The sequence below is a fragment of the Streptomyces fodineus genome (assembly GCF_001735805.1).
In the GTDB taxonomy this organism is placed as follows: Bacteria; Actinomycetota; Actinomycetes; order Streptomycetales; family Streptomycetaceae; genus Streptomyces; species Streptomyces fodineus.
The window spans coordinates 7,873,189-7,891,987 of record NZ_CP017248.1; the positions used below are offsets into that span (position 1 = coordinate 7,873,189).

Genomic DNA, 18,799 nt, shown 5'->3' on the forward strand with positions numbered 1-18,799 from the left:
GTTGTCAGTGCGGTGATTTAGGGTTTTGGACGTGGAACCCGATCTGTTCACCGCCGCAGCAGAAGAACGCCAGGAGAAGGACCCGGCAGCCAGCCCCCTGGCGGTGCGGATGCGCCCGCGCAGCCTCGACGAGGTGGTGGGCCAGCAGCACCTGCTGAAGCCCGGCTCCCCGCTGCGCCGGCTGGTCGGCGAGGGCTCCGGCGGACCCGCCGGACCGTCCTCGGTGATCCTCTGGGGCCCGCCCGGCACCGGCAAGACCACCCTCGCGTACGTCGTCTCCAAGGCGACGAACAAGAGGTTCGTGGAGTTGTCCGCGATCACCGCGGGCGTCAAGGAGGTCCGCGCGGTCATCGACGGCGCCCGCCGCGCCACGGGCGGCTTCGGCAAGGAGACCGTCCTCTTCCTGGACGAGATCCACCGCTTCAGCAAGGCCCAGCAGGACTCCCTGCTCCCGGCCGTCGAGAACCGCTGGGTGACCCTGATCGCGGCCACCACCGAGAACCCGTACTTCTCGGTGATCTCACCCCTGCTCTCCCGTTCGCTCCTGCTCACCCTCGAACCGCTCACCGACGACGACATCCGTGGCCTCCTCAAGCGCGCCCTGAGCGACGAGCGCGGCCTGAAGGACGCCGTCGGCCTCCCCGGCGACACCGAGGAACACCTGCTGCGCATCGCCGGCGGCGACGCCCGCCGGGCCCTGACCGCCCTGGAGGCAGCCGCCGGAGCCGCGCTGGACAAGGGCGAGAGCGAGATCGGCCTGGAGACGCTGGAGCAGACGGTCGACCGGGCCGCGGTGAAGTACGACCGCGACGGCGACCAGCACTACGACGTCGCCAGCGCCCTCATCAAGTCCATCAGGGGCTCCGACGTCGACGCGGCCCTGCACTACCTGGCCCGCATGATCGAGGCCGGCGAGGACCCCCGCTTCATCGCCCGCCGCCTGATGATCTCCGCCAGCGAGGACATCGGCCTGGCCGACCCGAACGCTCTGCCCATCGCGGTCGCCGCGGCCCAGGCCGTCGCCATGATCGGCTTCCCCGAGGCCGCCCTCACCCTCAGCCACGCCACCATCGCCCTGGCGCTCGCCCCCAAGTCCAACTCGGCGACCACCGCGATCGGCGCCGCCATGGAGGACGTACGCAAGGGGCTGGCCGGCCCGGTCCCACCGCATCTGCGCGACGGGCACTACAAGGGCGCCGCCAAGCTCGGCCACGCGCAGGGGTACGTCTACCCGCACGACCTGCCGGAGGGCATCGCCCAGCAGCAGTACGCCCCGGACGCCCTGAAGGACCGCGAGTACTACACCCCGGGCCGGCACGGCGCCGAGGCGCGGTACGCGGACGCGGTGGAGTGGACCAGGAAGCACCTCGGTCGCAGGCGGTCCTGAGCGCGCTGTAGACTTGCCCGAAGTGCCGAGTCCCGCGCAGTCAGAGCGGGACACCCGGCCGGAGTCCGGCCCCCGGGGCCAGTCCTCGGGAAAACGGACTCCAGGAGCGTCGCGCACCGTCGAACGGTGTCGCGGGCAGCCCACCACCACCCGGAGTCCCGGGACGGTCGGTGGGCCACTCGCGTGCTGCACGTTGTGCCCAGACCAGGGGAGCGGCTGCCCGGCAGGTCCCATGCGGACCCGGCGGGATTCCCCGGCTGCGGAGGCGACCTCCCTTAACTCTGACAAGCCGGAAACTACGAAAGAGACGAAAGACAGTGGCGAACCAGTCCCGCCCCAAGGTCAAGAAGTCGCGTGCCCTCGGCATCGCGCTGACCCCGAAGGCCGTCAAGTACTTCGAGGCCCGTCCCTACCCGCCGGGTGAGCACGGCCGTGGCCGCAAGCAGAACTCGGACTACAAGGTCCGTCTGCTGGAGAAGCAGCGTCTGCGCGCGCAGTACGACATCTCCGAGCGCCAGCTGGTCCGCGCCTACGAGCGCGCGTCCAAGGTCCAGGGCAAGACCGGTGAGGCCCTGATCGTGGAGCTCGAGCGCCGTCTCGACGCCCTGGTCCTGCGTTCGGGCCTCGCCCGCACCATCTACCAGGCCCGTCAGATGGTCGTCCACGGCCACATCCAGGTCAACGGCCAGAAGGTCGACAAGCCGTCCTTCCGTGTCCGTCCGGACGACGTCGTGCAGGTCCGCGACCGCTCCAAGGACAAGACGCTCTTCACGATCGCCCGCGAGGGTGGCTTCGCCCCCGAGGGTGAGACCCCGCGCTACCTGCAGGTGAACCTCAAGGCCCTGGCGTTCCGCCTGGACCGTGAGCCGAACCGCAAGGAGATCCCGGTGATCTGCGACGAGCAGCTCGTCGTCGAGTACTACGCCCGCTGACCCCAGCCCCGGCGCAACACTCCAGCCCGCCGCCTCCCCGCCCTCCGGGCGTCGGAGGCGGCGGGTTCGCGTTTGAGCCCCGGACTCCCGACGCCCTCTGCCAGCGCTGACCGCACCCCGGTCCTGCAATCCCCGCCACCGCCGCCCGCGCTGTCCGTGCCGCTGCCATCCACGCCGCCGCACCGAAGCCGGTCTCCCGGCGCCTTCTGCCGTCGGGCCGCTGCTGTCCGCGTCCCGGGTCCGCCCCGCGTTGCCCGTCGGCGGTGCCGTTGCGGGTCTCCCTGTGTCTCCTGCCGGCGACGGGCGTGCCTCCCGGTGCGCGTGTTGACGCGTTGCGGCTGGTCTCGGGGGTGTGTCCGCCGTCGAGCCCCCCTGCCCTGGTCGGTGCCGTTGCGGGTCTCCTAGCGTGCCCCGCCAGCGACGCGCCTGCCGTGTTCTTCGCGCCTCGTGCCGTCGGTGCTGTTGTTCTCTCCGGGGGCTGTCCGCCGTCGGGCCGTTGCTGTCCGCGTGCTGGCCTTCCGGCCCGTTCCCTGTCGCCCGCGTCCTGGTCGGTGCCGTTGCGGGTCTCCCCGTGTGTCCCGCCAGCGGCGCGCGTGCCGTGCTCTTTGCCCCTCGTGCCGTCGGTGCCGTTGTTCTCTGCGGGGGCTGTCCGCCGTCGGGCCGTCGCTGTCCGCGTGCTGGCCTTCCGCCCCGTGTTCCCCGTCGCCCGTGCCCAGGTCGGTGCGCTACCGGTCTCCACGCCTCCCACGGCCCCGGACCCTTTGGCATCCTCCCGGCGCCCGCTCACTCCGCGCGGTTGGCGTCCTCCCACGCCCCAGGCCGCCGCGCGTAGGCGGCCTCTTCGGGCCCCGTGTCTCGCGCTGCTGCGCATAGCCGGCCTCTTCGCGCCCGGTGCCGTCCATCGCCGCGCGCAGTCGGCCTCTTCATGCCCCGCGCCTCACGCCGCCCCGGCATCTCACCCTCGCGCAGCCGGCCTCGTCCCGCCCCGCGCCTCATGCCGCCCCCCGCCCGGCGCAGCTGGCTTTCCTCCCGCCCCGCGCCCCACTGCGCGCAGAGGTGGGGCGCGGGACGCGAGGAGGTCGGCTGCGCCGGGCGGCGTGGCGCGGCAGGCCTCGCCGCGCCCCGCGCCTCACGCCGCCCCGCGCGGCCGGCCTCTCGTCACGCACTCACCCACCCCACCCCGCGCCGCCCCGTCGCCCTCCCCGCGCCCCACCTCGCGCAGCCGGCCTCGTCCCGCCCCGCGCCCCACCTCGCCCCGCTCCGCCGGCCTCCTCGCGCCCCGCGCCTCACGCCGCCGCGCCCAGCCGGCCTCGTCACGCACCCGCCCCGCTCCGCCGGCCTCCTCGCGCCCCGCGCCTCACGCCGCCGCGCCCAGCCGGCCTCGTCACGCACCCGCCCCGCTCCGCCGGCCTCCTCGCGCCCCGCGCCCCACCCCACCCAGCCGCCCTCCCCGCGCCTCACGCCGCCCTGCGCCGGCGGCCTTGTTCGCGCCCCACGCCGCCCCCACCCCTACCGCCCCCCTCGCCCTCCTCCCCGTCCCTGCCCCGGTCTGCCTCCCCGCCGCCCCGTGACTCCGCCCGGTGTGGAGTCGGCGGCGTGGCCGGCGGGTTCCTCGAGGGTGGCGGTGTCGGCCGGGGGTACCGGTCCGCGGGGAGCCGGCAGCGCGCTCAGTGGTCGTACCGTGCCGTGACCCAGTGCGCGGGCCACGGCCGTCGCGCGGTCGAGGCCGGCGCCCTCGCGCACGCACTCCTCGTAGCGTGCGTCGCCGAGTGTCCGCCGTGCCATCGCCTCGCAGCGCTCGTGCGGGGCGTTGTAGTAGGCCGAGCCGAACAGCGGCAGCCCCACCGACGGCCAGATGCGGCCCGCCGCGCCCTGGAGGAGGGCCGCCTCGGCCGGATCGCCCTGGGCCGCCGTCACCAGGGCCAGGAGCTCCAGCGACAGCACCGAGCCGAGCAGGTCACGGAAGGCGTGGGCGTTGCGCAGGCACTCGGCGAGCAGTTCCCGCGCCCGGTCCTGGGCGCCGTCCTGCCAGGCCGCGTACGCCAGCACGTACAGCGCGTAGGAGCGGGCCCAGCGCTCCCCGTGGTCCTCGCACACCCGGCGCACGTCCTCGCACAGCCGCACCGCGTCCGGCAGGTCCCCTTGGAAGGCGCGCGCCATCGCCAGTTCCACCTGGGCCATCAGCACGTTGCTGTTGAGTTCGCCGATGTCCTGATAGCGCTCCAGCGCCGACCGCAGCAGCGTTTCTGCACGGGCCATGTCATCGGTGACCAGTGCCAGACAGCCGGTGCGGTGCTCGGCGTACGCCACCGCCGTCGCATCCCCGACCCGCTCGGCCTCGGCCCGGCACTCCCGCAGCGCCGTCAGCGCCGGCACGGTGTCGCCCTGGAGGATCGCCACATAGCCCAGCACCCACAGCGCCTTCAGCCGTGACCGCTCGTACTCCGACTCCAGTTCCACGCTGCGCGCCAGCCAGCGCCGGCCCTCCGCGAGCCGCCCGCAGCCGACCCAGCAGAACCACAGCGACCCCGCGAGGTACTGACCGAGATAGGCCTCCTCCGGCTCCGTCAGACAGAACTCCAGTGCCACCCGCAGATTGGGCAGCTCCGCCTCGACCCGCGCGGCGACCTCGCCCTGCCGGGGCGAGAACCAGTCCAGCTCGCACCAGGTCGCCAGGCCCAGGTACCAGTCCCGGTGCCGTCTGCGCAGCCGGCCCGCGTCCCCGATCCCCGCCAGCCACTCGGCGCCGTAGGCCCGGACGGTGTCCAGCATCCGGTAGCGGGGGCCGGCCGGGGAGTCCTCGCGGGTGACGACCGACTGGGCCAGCAGCTCCGACAGCACGTCCAGGACGTCCTCGGCCGGCAGCCCGTCCCCGCTGCACACGTATTCGGCCGCCTCCAGGTCGAAGGTCTGCGCGAACACCGACAGCCGCGCCCACAGCAGCCGCTCCGCGGGTGTGCACAGCTCATGGCTCCAGCCGATCGCCGTACGCAGCGTCTGATGGCGGGCCGGAGGTCCCCCAGGAACGGTTAAGGGCCCAGCGCCCGTGGCCAGCAGCCGGAACCGGTCGTCCAGCCGCTGGAGCAGCTGCCCCGGGGACAGCGCCCGCAGCCGCCCGGCCGCCAGCTCCAGCGCCAGCGGGATCCCCTCCAGCCGCCGGCACAGCTCGCGCACCTCGCAGCCGTCGGCCACCTCCAGCCCCTGCTCCCGGGCCCGGTCGGTGAACAGCTCCGCCGCCTCGTCCTCGCCGAGCGGCGCGAGCGCGCACAGCCGCTCGCCCGCGAGCCCCAGCGGACGCCGGCCCGCGGCCAGCACCCGCAGCTGAGGCAGCTTGCGCAACAGCTCCGCCGCCAGCTCCGCACAGGCGCCCGCCAGGTGCTCGAACCCGTCCAGCACCAGCAGTGCCGGACGGCCGGCAAGATGCTCCAGCAGCATCTCCCGGGGCAGCCGGGCGGTGTGGTCGGTCAGCCCCAGCGCCTCCGCCACCGCGTACTCCACGAACTGCGGATCGCGCACCGGCGCCAGCTCCACCCGCCCGCACATCGACTCCCACCCGGCGGCGACCCGCGCGGCCAGCCGGGACTTGCCGACACCGCCGACCCCGGTCACGGTCACCAGCCGCGCCTCGCCGAGCGCGGCCGTCAGCTCGGCGAGTTCGGCCGAGCGCCCGACGAACGTGGTCAGTTCCAGGGGCGGATCGCCGTCGGAGAAGGCATCAGGGCGCTGAGGACCTCGCATGGGACACGGAGCGTACTGAAGTGTGTTCAATGCGTACAATCGCTTCCCGCAACTCCGCTCCCGCCGCCCGGTAATGCGGTACGGAGCCCCGGCCCCGGCGCGATAGGCTCGGACTCGACTTTTTCGATGGTGAGGCACGTTTCAGGGAGCGGGTGCGCACAGTGTCCGGTGGAGAGGTGGCCGGGATCCTGGTGGCCGTCTTCTGGGCGATCCTGGTCTCCTTCCTCGCGGTGGCTCTCGCGAGGGTGGCCCAGACGCTCAAGGCGACCACCAAGCTGGTGGCGGACGTGACCGACCAGGCCGTCCCGCTGCTCGCCGACGCCTCCCAGGCGGTGCGCTCCGCGCAGACCCAGATCGACCGCGTCGACGCGATCGCCTCCGACGTCCAGGAGGTCACGTCGAACGCCTCCGCGCTGTCCTCCACCGTCGCCTCCACCTTCGGCGGCCCGCTGGTCAAGGTCGCGGCCTTCGGCTACGGCGTCCGCCGCGCGCTCGGCGGACGCAAGGAGGACGTGCCCGCGAAGACGCCCCGGCGTACCGTGATCGTGGGCCGCACGGTCCCTGCCGCACGACGCAAGCGGAAGTAAGGACTGAGACCGAGCGATGTTCCGTCGTACGTTCTGGTTCACCACCGGTGTCGCCGCCGGTGTGTGGGCAACCACCAAGGTCAACCGCAAGCTCAAGCAGCTGACCCCGGAGAGCCTCGCCGCGACCGCGGCCAACAAGGCCCTGGAGACCGGTCATCGGCTGAAGGACCGCGCGGTGGGCTTCGCGCTCGACGTCCGCGACAACATGGCCGCGCGGGAGGCCGAGCTGGAGGAGGCCCTCGGGATCCACGAGAACCCCGAACTCCCCGCACCCCGGCGGCATACGGCCATCGAGAACAACCGCAGCACACCGAAGTACATCGAAACGTCGTTTTCTTCGCAAGCGAAGCACTCGTACAACCGGAATGAGGACCACTGATGGAGTCGGCCGAGATTCGCCGCCGCTGGCTGAGCTTCTTCGAGGAGCGCGGGCACACCGTCGTCCCTTCGGCGTCGCTCATCGCGGACGACCCGACTCTGCTCCTCGTCCCCGCCGGCATGGTTCCCTTCAAGCCCTACTTCCTGGGTGAGGTCAAGCCCCCGTTCCCGCGCGCCACCAGCGTGCAGAAGTGCGTGCGCACGCCCGACATCGAAGAGGTCGGCAAGACCACGCGCCACGGCACCTTCTTCCAGATGTGCGGCAACTTCTCCTTCGGCGACTACTTCAAGGAAGGCGCCATCAAGTACGCCTGGGAGCTGCTCACCACGCCCCAGGACAAGGGCGGTTACGGCCTCGACCCCGAGCGCCTGTGGATCACCGTCTACTTGGACGACGACGAGGCCGAGCGCATCTGGCACGAGGTCGTCGGCGTGCCCAAGGAGCGCATCCAGCGCCTGGGCATGAAGGAGAACTACTGGTCCATGGGCGTACCCGGCCCGTGCGGCCCCTGCTCCGAGATCAACTACGACCGCGGCCCCGAGTTCGGCGTCGAGGGCGGCCCCGCCGTCAACGACGAGCGGTACGTGGAGATCTGGAACCTGGTCTTCATGCAGTACGAGCGCGGCGAGGGCACCGGCAAGGACAACTTCGAGATCCTCGGGGACCTGCCGAGCAAGAACATCGACACGGGCCTCGGCATGGAGCGGCTCGCCATGATTCTGCAGGGCGTGCAGAACATGTACGAGATCGACACCTCCATGGCCGTCATCGACAAGGCCACCGAGCTGACCGGCGTCCGCTACGGCGACGCCCACGACTCGGACGTCTCCCTCCGCGTGGTCACCGACCACATGCGTACGGCCACGATGCTCATCGGCGACGGCGTCACCCCCGGCAACGAGGGTCGCGGCTACGTCCTGCGCCGCATCATGCGCCGCGCCATCCGCAACATGCGCCTGCTCGGCGCCACCGGTCCGGTCGTCAAGGACCTGATCGACACCGTGATCCGCATGATGGGCCAGCAGTACCCGGAGCTGATCACCGACCGCGAGCGCATCGAGAAGGTCGCCCTCGCCGAGGAGAACGCCTTCCTGAAGACGCTGAAGGCCGGCACGAACATCCTCGACACCGCCGTCACCGAGACCAAGCAGTCCGGTGGCACGATCCTCTCCGGCGACAAGGCCTTCCTGCTCCACGACACCTGGGGCTTCCCGATCGACCTCACCCTGGAGATGGCCGCCGAGCAGGGCCTCTCCGTGGACGAGGAGGGCTTCCGCCGCCTGATGAAGGAGCAGCGGGAGCGCGCCAAGGCCGACGCCCGGGCCAAGAAGACCGGCCACGCCGACATGGGCGCCTACCGCGAGATCGCCGACACCGCCGGCGAGACCGACTTCATCGGCTACAGCGACACCGAGGGCGAGACCACCATCGTCGGCATCCTCGTCGACGGCGTCTCCTCGCCGGCCGCCACCGAGGGCGACGAGGTCGAGATCGTCCTCGACCGCACCCCGTTCTACGCCGAGGGCGGCGGCCAGATCGGCGACACCGGCCGGATCAAGGCCGACTCCGGTGCCGTCATCGAGGTCCGCGACTGCCAGAAGCCGGTCCCGGGCGTCTACGTCCACAAGGGCGTCGTCCAGGTCGGCGAGGTGACCGTCGGCGCCAAGGCCCACGCCTCGATCGACGCCCGCCGCCGCAAGGCCATCGCCCGCGCCCACTCGGCCACCCACCTCACCCACCAGGCCCTGCGCGACGCCCTCGGCCCGACGGCCGCCCAGGCCGGTTCCGAGAACCAGCCCGGCCGCTTCCGCTTCGACTTCGGCTCGCCGTCCGCCGTTCCGACGGCCGTGATGACCGACGTCGAGCAGAAGATCAACGAGGTGCTCGCCCGCGATCTCGACGTGCGCGCCGACATCATGGGCATCGACGAGGCCAAGAAGCAGGGCGCCATCGCCGAGTTCGGCGAGAAGTACGGCGAGCGGGTCCGCGTCGTGACCATCGGCGACTTCTCCAAGGAGCTGTGCGGCGGCACGCACGTGCACAACACCGCCCAGCTGGGCCTGGTGAAGCTGCTCGGCGAGTCCTCCATCGGCTCGGGTGTCCGCCGTATCGAGGCCCTGGTCGGCGTGGACGCCTACACCTTCCTCGCCCGTGAGCACACGGTCGTCAACCAGCTGACCGAGCTGCTCAAGGGCCGCCCGGAGGAGCTGCCGGAGAAGGTCTCCTCGATGCTCGGCAAGCTGAAGGACGCCGAGAAGGAGATCGAGAAGTTCCGCGCCGAGAAGGTGCTCCAGGCCGCCGCCGGTCTCGCCGAGTCCGCCAAGGACGTGCGGGGCGTCGCCGTGGTGACCGGTCAGGTCCCGGACGGCACCACCCCGGACGACCTGCGCAAGCTGGTCCTCGACGTGCGCGGCCGGATCCAGGGCGGCCGGGCCGCGGTCGTGGCCCTGTTCACGGTCACGGGCGGCAAGCCGCTGACGGTCATCGCCACCAACGAGGCCGCCCGCGAGCGCGGTCTCAAGGCCGGTGACCTGGTCCGCACGGCCGCCAAGACCCTCGGTGGCGGCGGTGGCGGCAAGCCGGACGTGGCCCAGGGCGGCGGTCAGAACCCGGCCGCGGTCGGCGATGCCGTCGAGGCCGTCGAGCGCCTCGTCGCCGAGACCGCCAAGTGACAGCCCAGTAAGGAAACGGTCGGAAATGCGCAGAGGACGTCGGCTTTCGATCGACGTCGGGGACGCCCGGATCGGGGTCGCCTCGTGTGACCCCGATGGGATTCTCGCCACACCGGTGGAGACCGTCCCCGGCCGGGACATCCCCGCCGCCCACCGCCGGCTCAGGCAGCTGGTGGAGGAGTACGAACCGATCGAGGTCGTCGTCGGACTCCCTCGCTCCCTCAAGGGGGGCGAGGGCCCGGCCGCCGTCAAGGTCCGCGCCTTCGCCCAGGAACTGGCCAAGGGCATCGAGCCGGTGCCGGTGCGCCTGGTCGACGAGCGGATGACGACCGTGACGGCCAGTCAGGGCCTGCGCGCCTCGGGCGTGAAGTCCAAGAAGGGCCGCTCGGTCATCGACCAGGCCGCCGCTGTGATCATCCTGCAGCAGGCCCTGGAATCCGAACGAGTGTCAGGTAAAGCACCCGGCGAGGGCGTCGAAGTGGTCATCTGATCGCGATACGGTAACGTTCCGCGCGATGTGCCGGTGTTCGAACAGCCGGCGCACAACGAGAGGCGGAACGGAAGCGGGCCCACCGGCCACGTGACCGGTCGGCCTCGCGGCTCTAGGGGATCGATGACTGAGTATGGCCGGGGCCCGGACCCCGAACCGTGGCATCCGCAGGACCCGTTGTACGGGGACGGCGGATGGGAAGGGCAGCAGGCACACATCGGCCAGCAGCCTGCCTACGGCGGCCAGCCGCAGTACCACCCCCAGCAGCCGCAGCAGCCGCAGTACGGCGAATGGGTTCAGGAGCACCAGCCCGGTTACGGCCAGGGGCAGTACCCCTACTACGACGAGCAGGGACATCAGCAGTACGCCGGCCACCCCCAGCAGCAGTACCAGCACCACGGCACCTGGGAGGCGTCCGGCCCCCACGGCCAGATGCCGTACGCCCCCGATCCGGGCGACCCCTACGGTCAGCAGCCCGCTGCCTACGGCGGGGAACAGAGCGACTTCTACGGCGGCGACGGCTCCTACCCGCCGCCGCAGCCGCCGGGCCGCAGGCGCCCCGAGCCGGAACCCGAGCCCGAGGCCGCGCCCGAGGAGGAGCAGCACCCCTTCTTCACGGGGGGCGGCGACGATGACGATGACGACGAGGAACACGAGCTCCACAGCCGCAGCGACCGGCGCGGCAAGGGGAAGAAACCCACCAAGAAGGGCCGGAAGCGACGCAACGGCTGTGCCTGCATGGTCGTCGTCCTGGTCCTCGGCGGCGCTGTCGGCACCGCCGGCTACTTCGGCTACAAGTACTACCAAAATCGTTTCGCCCCGGCTCCCGACTACGCGGGCGCCGGCATCGACGAGACGGTGACCGTCGAGATCCCCAAGGGCGTGGGCGGCTGGGACATCGGCCGTCGCCTGAAGGACGCCGGGGTCGTCAAGAGCGCCGCGGCCTTCGTGCACGCGCAGAACGAGATCTCGGGCGGCAACAGCATCCAGGCCGGCGCGTATCTGCTGAAGAAGCAGATGTCCGCCGCCAGCGCCGTGAAAATGATGCTGGACCCGAAGAGCCAGAACAATGTCGTGGTGACTCCCGGCGAGCGTAATGCGGGCGTCTACGAGGCGATCGACAAGAAACTCGAACTCGCCGACGGAACCACCCAGAAGGTCGCCCGGAACGAATACAAGAGCCTCGGCCTGCCGAGCTGGGCCCAGAACACGCAGTACGCCGGCGAGATCAAGGATCCGCTGGAGGGCTTCCTTTTCCCGGGTACCTATCCGGCCGCCAAGGGCATGAAGCCGGACAGCATCCTGAAGCAGATGGTCGCGGACGCCAAGTCCAGGTACGACGCCTCCGGCCTCACCGCGAAGGCCCGGTCCCTGGGCCTGAACAACGCGTTCGAGCTCGTCACCGTCGCGAGCCTGGTGCAGGCGGAGGGCAAGACGCACGACGACTTCCGCAAGATGGCGGAAGTGGTCTACAACCGTCTGAAGCCGACCAACACCGAGACGAACCAGCTGCTGCAGTTCGACTCGACGTACAACTACCTCAAGGGCACCAGCAACATCCATATCTCCCTCAAGGAGATCAACAGCAACTCCAGCCCGTACAACACGTACCGGCACAAGGGACTCCCGCCCGGTCCGATCGGCAACCCCGGCGAGGACGCGATCATGGCGGCCCTGAACCCGACGCACGACGGCTGGATGTATTTCGTGGCGACCGACGGCGTGAACAACACCGAATTCGCCAGGACGAACGCGGAATTCTTGCGACTCAAGGAAAAGTTCAATGCCACCTCGGGCAACTGACGCCCGCCGCGCCGCCGTGCTCGGTAAGCCCATCGCCCACTCCCTCTCCCCGGTGCTGCACCGAGCCGCGTACGACGCACTGGGGCTCACCGGGTGGTCGTACGACCGCTTCGAGGTCGACGAGGCCGGTCTGCCCGGCTTCCTCGAGAAGCTGGGGCCGCAGTGGGCGGGGCTGTCGCTGACCATGCCGCTGAAACGCGCGGTCATCCCGCTGGTGGACGAGATCAGTGACACGGCCGCCTCCGTCGACGCGGTCAACACGGTCGTCTTCACCGAGGACGGCCGCCGGCTCGGGGACAACACCGACATCCCGGGCATGGTGGCCGCCCTGCGCGAGCACGGCATCGAACAGGTCACCTCCGCGGCGATCCTCGGCGCCGGCGCCACCGCCTCCTCCGCGCTCGCCGCCCTCGCCCGGATCTGCACCGGCGAGGTCGTCGCCTACGTCCGCAGCGAGGCCCGTGCCGCCGAGATGCGCCAGTGGGGCGAACGGCTCGACGTGGAGGTGCGTACGGCGGACTGGGCGGAGGCCGAGCAGGCGCTGCGCGCCCCCCTGGTGATCGCCACCACCCCCGCCGGCACGACCGACGCGCTCGCCGCCGCCGTACCCGAGCGCCCCACCACCCTCTTCGACGTGCTCTACGACCCCTGGCCCACCGAGCTGGCGGCCCGCTGGTCCATGTTCGGCGGTGCCGTCGTCAGCGGCCTCGACCTGCTGGTCCACCAGGCCGTCCTCCAGGTCGAGCAGATGACCGGCCGCTCCCCGGCGCCCGTGGAGGCCATGCGCCGCGCCGGTGAGAAGGCGCTCGCCGCCCACTGAACACCCGGCGACGCGTCCGCCTGCTGGACCAGCGCCCGGACAACCGCCCCGGACGTGGGAGGATCGGAGGTGGCGGACCGGGGTCGCGCACCCGGTCACGCCGTCGCCGTACGCGCGGACGTGCGTACGCAGGGCAGTACCGGGCGCGAGCACTGAGGAGCACCGTTGAGCAGGCTGCGTTGGCTGACCGCGGGGGAGTCCCACGGTCCCGCACTTGTCGCGACGCTGGAGGGGCTTCCCGCCGGCGTGCCGATCACCACGGAGATGGTGGCGGACCACCTCGCGCGGCGGCGGCTCGGCTATGGCCGCGGTGCGCGGATGAAGTTCGAGCAGGACGAGGTCACCTTCCTGGGTGGTGTCCGGCACGGTCTCACCCTCGGCTCCCCGGTCGCGATCATGGTGGGCAACACCGAGTGGCCCAAGTGGGAGCAGGTCATGGCGGCCGACCCGGTCGACCCGGAGATCCTCGCGGGTCTGGCCCGTAACGCGCCGCTGACCCGCCCGCGGCCCGGCCACGCGGACCTCGCCGGCATGCAGAAGTACGGCTTCGACGAGGCCCGGCCGATCCTGGAGCGCGCCTCCGCCCGTGAGACGGCCGCCCGGGTGGCCCTCGGCGCGGTCGCGCGGTCGTACCTGAAGGAGACGGCCGGTATCGAGATCGTCAGCCACGTCGTCGAGCTCTGCTCGGTGAAGGCTCCGCAGGGCGTGTACCCCACGCCGGCCGATGTCGAGAAGCTGGACGCGGACCCGCTGCGCTGCCTGGACGCGGACGCCTCGAAGGCGATGGTCGCGGAGGTCGACCAGGCCCACAAGGACGGCGACACGCTCGGCGGTGTGGTCGAGGTGCTGGCCTACGGCGTTCCGGTCGGCCTCGGCTCGCACGTGCACTGGGACCGCAAGCTGGACGCCCGTCTCGCCGGTGCCCTGATGGGCATCCAGGCGATCAAGGGCGTCGAGATCGGCGACGGCTTCGAGCTCGCCCGGGTGCCCGGCTCCAAGGCGCACGACGAGATCGTCAGCACGCCCGAGGGCATCCGGCGTGTCTCCGGTCACGCCGGCGGCACCGAGGGCGGCCTGAGCACCGGCGAGCTGCTGCGGGTGCGGGCCGCGATGAAGCCGATCGCGACCGTGCCGCGCGCCCTGCAGACCGTGGACGTCACCACCGGCGAGGCCACCCAGGCCCACCACCAGCGCTCCGACGTCTCCGCCGTGCCGGCCGCCGGCATCGTCGCCGAGGCCATGGTCGCGCTCGTCCTCGCGGACGCGGTCGCCGAGAAGTTCGGCGGCGACTCCGTCACGGAGACCCGCCGCAACGTGCGGTCGTACCTCGACAACCTCGCGATCCGGTGAGCGCCGTGCCTGCGGTCGTACTGATCGGACCGATGGGCGTCGGCAAGTCCACGGTCGGCCGGCTGCTCGCCGAGTGCCTCGGCCTCGGCTACCGGGACACCGACGAGGACATCGTCGCCGCCGAGGGCCGCGCTATCGCCGACATCTTCGTCGACGAGGGCGAGCCCGCCTTCCGCGCGATCGAGAAGCGGGCCGTGCGCACCGCGCTCGCCGAGCACGAGGGCGTCCTCGCGCTCGGCGGCGGCGCCGTCCTCGACGCCGACACGCGCGCCCTGCTCGCCGGGCACCGGGTGGTCTACCTCTCGATGGACGTGGAGGAGGCCGTCAGGCGCACCGGCCTGAACGTGGCCCGGCCGCTGCTCGCGGTCAATCCGCGCAAGCAGTGGCGCGAACTGATGGAGGCCCGGCGGCACCTCTACGAGGAGGTCGCCACCGCGGTCGTGGCGACCGACGGCCGTACCCCGGAAGAGGTCACCCAAGCAGCGCTGGACGCACTGGAGTTGAAGGAAGCATGAGCGAGGAAGTCACCCGGATCCAGGTCGCCGGCACGGCGGGCACCGACCCCTACGAGGTGCTGGTCGGGCGCCAACTGCTCGGCGAGCTGGCCGGGTTGATCGGCCGGCGGGCGAAGCGGGTCGCGGTGATCCACCCGGAGGCGCTGGCCGAGACCGGTGACGCGCTGCGCGCCGATCTGGCCGGGCAGGGCTACGAGGCCATCGCCATCCAGGTGCCGAACGCCGAGGAGGCCAAGACCGCCGAGGTCGCCGCCTACTGCTGGAAGGCGCTCGGCCAGTCCGGCTTCACCCGCTCCGACGCCGTCGTCGGCGTGGGCGGCGGCGCGACCACCGACCTCGCCGGTTTCGTCGCGGCGACCTGGCTGCGCGGGGTGCGCTGGATCGCCGTCCCGACGACCGTGCTCGCCATGGTGGACGCGGCGGTCGGCGGCAAGACCGGCATCAACACCGCCGAGGGCAAGAACCTCGTCGGCGCCTTCCACCCGCCGGCCGGTGTCCTGTGCGACCTGGCCGCCCTGGACTCCCTCCAGGTCAACGACTACGTCTCCGGGCTCGCCGAGGTCATCAAGGCCGGCTTCATCGCCGACCCGGTGATCCTGGACCTGATCGAGTCCGACCCCGAGGCCGCCCGGACCCCGGCGGGGCCGCACACGGCCGAGCTGATCGAGCGCTCGATCCGGGTGAAGGCGGAGGTCGTCTCCTCGGACCTGAAGGAGTCGGGCCTGCGCGAGATCCTCAACTACGGCCACACGCTGGGCCACGCCATCGAGAAGAACGAGCGCTACAAGTGGCGGCACGGCGCCGCGGTCGCGGTCGGCATGCACTTCGCCGCCGAACTCGGCCGTCTGGCGGGCCGGCTGGACGACGCGACGGCGGACCGCCACCGTACGGTCCTCGAAGCCGTCGGCCTCCCGCTGTACTACCGCTACGACCAGTGGCCCAAGCTGCTGGAGACAATGAAGATCGACAAGAAGTCCCGTGGCGACCTGCTGCGCTTCATCGTCCTCGACGGCCTGGCCAAGCCCACCGTCCTGGAGGGCCCGGACCCGGCCGTGCTGCTCGCCGCGTACGGCGAGGTCGGGCAGTAAGTCCCCAGCTGCTCCGTCCGCCCGATTCCTGACCTCGATTTCCTTTGCGGAATGGGCACTTCCGGCCGCCCCCGGCCGTTTCACCAAACGACGGCAGGGGACGGTACCGTTCGGTAGGCAGCGGGCGCACCCCCGCTGCCAGCGCGAATTGCCTGCCGCGAGTGAGCCGGAGGGGCGTGCCCGTGCTGACATGCCGAACGCGCGGAGGCCCGAAGGGCCGAGCACGATCGGGCTGTCGGCACCGCCACGCGGCGGTAGCCGTACACCGGCTACCGCGGCGCCCCGGAGGCGAACGAGCCGAAGACGACGAGACGGAGTGGCAACGGATGCAGCACGCAGTGGGGTCTCCGCTGCCGCCGCCCCACCAGCCGGGGCAGATGCCGCACGCGGGCTGGGCGTCAGCCGCACACCACCCGGGCCCGCACCCGGGAGCCTCCCAGGGGCCCGCCCCCGTGCCCCCGCCGCCGGGCTTCCCGGCCCCGGCCGGCGCCGTCCCGCCGACGCCCCCGCAGCCCCCCGCGCCGCAGCCCCCCGTCGCACAGCCTGCCGCACCGCAGCCGGCCGTCCCGCCGACGCCCGACACCACCGGTCACGTCCCCCTGCCGCCCGGCGGACCGGTCGGTGTGCCCACGGCGCCCCCGGCTCCCGCCGCGATGCCCGACCCGTCGGCCACGACCCTGGCCGTGCTGCTGATCGGCCCGGCCGGCGCGGGCAAGACCAGCGTCGCCAAGTACTGGGCGGACCACCGCCGGGTGCCCACCGCCCACATCAGCCTGGACGACGTCCGCGAATGGGTCCGCTCGGGCTTCGCCGACCCCCAGTCCGGCTGGAACGACAACTCCGAGGCCCAGTACCGCCTGGCCCGCCGCACCTGCGGCTTCGCCGCCCGCAACTTCCTCGCCAACGGCATCTCCTGCATCCTGGACGACGCCGTCTTCCCGGACCGGCCGGTCGTCGGCCTCGGCGGCTGGAAACGCCATGTGGGCCCCGGCCTGCTGCCCGTGGTCCTCCTCCCCGGCCTGGACATCGTCCTGGAGCGCAACGCCGAACGCACCGGCAACCGCCGCCTCACCGACGAGGAGGTGGCCCGCATCCACGGCCGCATGGCCGGCTGGTACGGCTCGGGCCTCCCGATCATCGACAACTCGCAACTCGACATCCCGGGCACGGCGCGTGTCCTGGACGAGGTCCTGGCCAGGGCCATAGCGAGCCCACCGAGCTGGTAAGCGGGGCGAGCTGCCCCCACTCGGCCCCCACGAATCGGCACAATCGCCGCAAAACTCCTACGCTCATCTCATGTCAGAGGTGTACGCGACCCGCCGATCCCGGCTGAGAGACCATTTCACCGCGGCCGGCACCACGGCAGCGCTCGTCACCCGCCCGGCCAACGTGCGCTATCTCGCCGCCGCGGCCCCGCAGGGCTCCGCGCTGCTGCTCGGCAAACGCGAGGACCTCCTCGTCTGCACCGGCCCACCCGAGGATCGCCCCTGCGAGGGCAGGCCGGACGAGAACCTGCGTCTGCACGTCCTCCCGCCGAACGGCGTCGGCGCAGGCGCAGGCGCCGGCGGCGACGCCGCCCTCGCGGCGGCGGACCTGGCCGTGGCCCAGGACGCCGACTCGCTGGCCGTCGAGGAACACCACCTCACGGTCGCCCGGCACCGGGCCATCACCGCCGTCGCCCCCGGGCTCCGCCTCGGCGACCTCGGCGCGGCCGTCGAGCAGCTCAGGGTGGTCAAGGACGAGGAGGAGATCTCCTGCCTGCGCATCGGCGCCGAGATCGCCGACCAGGCCCTCGGTGAGCTGCTGGAATCCATCCTGGTCGGCCGCACCGAACGGCACCTTGCACTGGAGCTGGAGCGCCGCCTGGTCGACCACGGCGCCGACGGGCCGGCCTTCCCCACGTCCGTCGCCACCGGGCCGAACTCCGGCCGCCGCGGCCACCGTCCCACCGACCGCCGGGTGGAGGAGGGCGACTTCCTCACCGTGTGCCTGGGCGCGACCTACCGCGGCTACCGCTGCGAGATCGGCCGTACCTTCGTCATCGGCACCTCGCCCGCGGACTGGCAGATCGAGCTGTACGACCTCGTCTTCGCCGCTCAGCGCGCCGGACGCGAGTCCCTGGCACCCGGCGCCGCCTACCGCGACGTGGACCGCGCAGCACGCCACGTACTGGACTCCGCCGGCTATGCGGAGGCCCTGCCACCGCTGACCGGACACGGCGTCGGACTCGAAATCGACGAGGAGCCGCAGTTGGCGCCCTCGGCCATGGGTAAACTGGACGCTTGCGTGCCGGTCACCGTCGAACCGGGGGTCCACCTCCCGGGCCGGGGCGGCGTCCGGATCGATGACACGCTCGTCGTACGCCCCGAGGCGGACGGCGGACCCGAGCTACTCACCATCACGACCAAGGAGCTGCTCGCGCTGTAGCGCGTGACCCGGGGTCGTACGTCAGTCCAGGAGATTCCGCAACCGTGGCTTCCACGAACGACCTCAAGAACGGCATGGTGCTCAAGCTCGAAGGCGGCCAGCTCTGGTCCGTCGTCGAGTTCCAGCACGTCAAGCCCGGCAAGGGCCCGGCCTTCGTGCGCACCAAGCTGAAGAACGTGCTGTCCGGCAAGGTGGTCGACAAGACCTTCAACGCCGGCGTCAAGGTCGAGACCGCCACTGTCGACAAGCGCGACATGCAGTTCTCGTACATGGACGGCGAGTACTTCGTCTTCATGGACATGGAGACCTACGACCAGCTGCACATCGACCGGAAGTCCGTCGGCGACGCCGCGAACTTCCTGATCGAGGGCTTCACCGCCACCGTCGCGCAGCACGAGGGCGAGGTGCTCTTCGTCGAGCTTCCGGCCGCGGTCGAGCTGACCATCCAGGAGACCGAGCCGGGCGTCCAGGGCGACCGCTCCACCGGTGGCACCAAGCCCGCCACCCTGGAGACCGGCCACCAGATCCAGGTTCCGCTCTTCATCACCACCGGTGAGAAGATCAAGGTCGACACCCGCACCAGCGACTACCTCGGCCGGGTGAACAGCTAA

At 71.8% G+C, this 18,799-nt stretch carries 15 protein-coding genes; 14 read left to right on the top strand and 1 reads right to left on the bottom strand.

Annotated elements, in window-relative coordinates; all coding sequences use genetic code 11:
- Positions 1-31 precede the first annotated feature (31 nt).
- Both BFF78_RS34070 and rpsD read left to right on the top strand, forming a co-directional pair.
- Positions 32-1,387 (top strand): replication-associated recombination protein A, encoded by a 1,356-nt coding sequence (locus BFF78_RS34070; RefSeq protein ID WP_069783973.1) that lies wholly within the window; start codon positions 32-34, stop codon positions 1,385-1,387.
- A gap of 317 nt (positions 1,388-1,704) precedes the next feature.
- The gene (rpsD, locus tag BFF78_RS34075; protein WP_067046311.1) at positions 1,705-2,319 is read left to right on the top strand and encodes a 30S ribosomal protein S4; all 615 of its coding nucleotides are present in this window, start codon (positions 1,705-1,707) and stop codon (positions 2,317-2,319) included.
- Between the two features lie 1,509 nt (positions 2,320-3,828).
- Here rpsD and BFF78_RS34080 read toward each other — a convergent pair.
- Entirely contained in the window at positions 3,829-6,057 is a 2,229-nt protein-coding gene (locus BFF78_RS34080; protein ID WP_193433594.1) for an ATP-binding protein, read from the bottom strand.
- Between the two features lie 152 nt (positions 6,058-6,209).
- On the opposite strand from BFF78_RS34080, the gene BFF78_RS34085 reads away from it, so the two are divergent.
- The 12 genes from BFF78_RS34085 (at position 6,210) to efp (ending at position 18,799) form a co-directional block, all read left to right on the top strand.
- Positions 6,210-6,644 (top strand): DUF948 domain-containing protein, encoded by a 435-nt coding sequence (locus BFF78_RS34085; protein WP_193433595.1) that lies wholly within the window; start codon positions 6,210-6,212, stop codon positions 6,642-6,644.
- Positions 6,645-6,660: 16 nt separating this feature from the next.
- Entirely contained in the window at positions 6,661-7,023 is a 363-nt protein-coding gene (locus BFF78_RS34090) for a hypothetical protein (RefSeq protein ID WP_069781963.1), read from the top strand.
- Complete coding sequence (gene alaS, locus BFF78_RS34095; protein WP_069781964.1) at positions 7,023-9,695, top strand: alanine--tRNA ligase; 2,673 nt, start codon at positions 7,023-7,025, stop codon at positions 9,693-9,695. The genes BFF78_RS34090 and alaS overlap by 1 nt, the downstream gene beginning before the upstream one ends.
- 25 nt (positions 9,696-9,720) lie before the next feature.
- Positions 9,721-10,185, top strand: coding sequence for a Holliday junction resolvase RuvX (gene ruvX / locus BFF78_RS34100; protein ID WP_069781965.1), 465 nt, complete (start codon positions 9,721-9,723; stop codon positions 10,183-10,185).
- Between the two features lie 123 nt (positions 10,186-10,308).
- The gene (gene mltG, locus BFF78_RS34105; RefSeq protein ID WP_227025982.1) at positions 10,309-11,988 is read left to right on the top strand and encodes an endolytic transglycosylase MltG; all 1,680 of its coding nucleotides are present in this window, start codon (positions 10,309-10,311) and stop codon (positions 11,986-11,988) included.
- Positions 11,969-12,808, top strand: coding sequence for a shikimate dehydrogenase (locus BFF78_RS34110; RefSeq protein WP_069781967.1), 840 nt, complete (start codon positions 11,969-11,971; stop codon positions 12,806-12,808). Before mltG ends, BFF78_RS34110 begins: the two co-directional genes overlap by 20 nt.
- Positions 12,809-12,973: 165 nt before the next feature.
- A complete protein-coding gene (gene aroC / locus BFF78_RS34115) occupies positions 12,974-14,158 on the top strand; it encodes a chorismate synthase (RefSeq protein WP_069781968.1) in 1,185 nt (394 codons plus the stop codon).
- A gap of 32 nt (positions 14,159-14,190) precedes the next feature.
- Positions 14,191-14,673 (top strand): shikimate kinase, encoded by a 483-nt coding sequence (locus BFF78_RS34120; protein ID WP_099055121.1) that lies wholly within the window; start codon positions 14,191-14,193, stop codon positions 14,671-14,673.
- Positions 14,670-15,761, top strand: coding sequence for a 3-dehydroquinate synthase (gene aroB, locus BFF78_RS34125; protein ID WP_069781970.1), 1,092 nt, complete (start codon positions 14,670-14,672; stop codon positions 15,759-15,761). Before BFF78_RS34120 ends, aroB begins: the two co-directional genes overlap by 4 nt.
- A gap of 326 nt (positions 15,762-16,087) precedes the next feature.
- Complete coding sequence (locus tag BFF78_RS34130; RefSeq protein WP_079161586.1) at positions 16,088-16,987, top strand: Pro-rich N-terminal domain-containing protein; 900 nt, start codon at positions 16,088-16,090, stop codon at positions 16,985-16,987.
- 70 nt (positions 16,988-17,057) lie between these two features.
- Complete coding sequence (locus BFF78_RS34135; protein ID WP_069781972.1) at positions 17,058-18,188, top strand: aminopeptidase P family protein; 1,131 nt, start codon at positions 17,058-17,060, stop codon at positions 18,186-18,188.
- Between the two features lie 44 nt (positions 18,189-18,232).
- Positions 18,233-18,799, top strand: coding sequence for an elongation factor P (efp, locus tag BFF78_RS34140; RefSeq protein ID WP_069781973.1), 567 nt, complete (start codon positions 18,233-18,235; stop codon positions 18,797-18,799).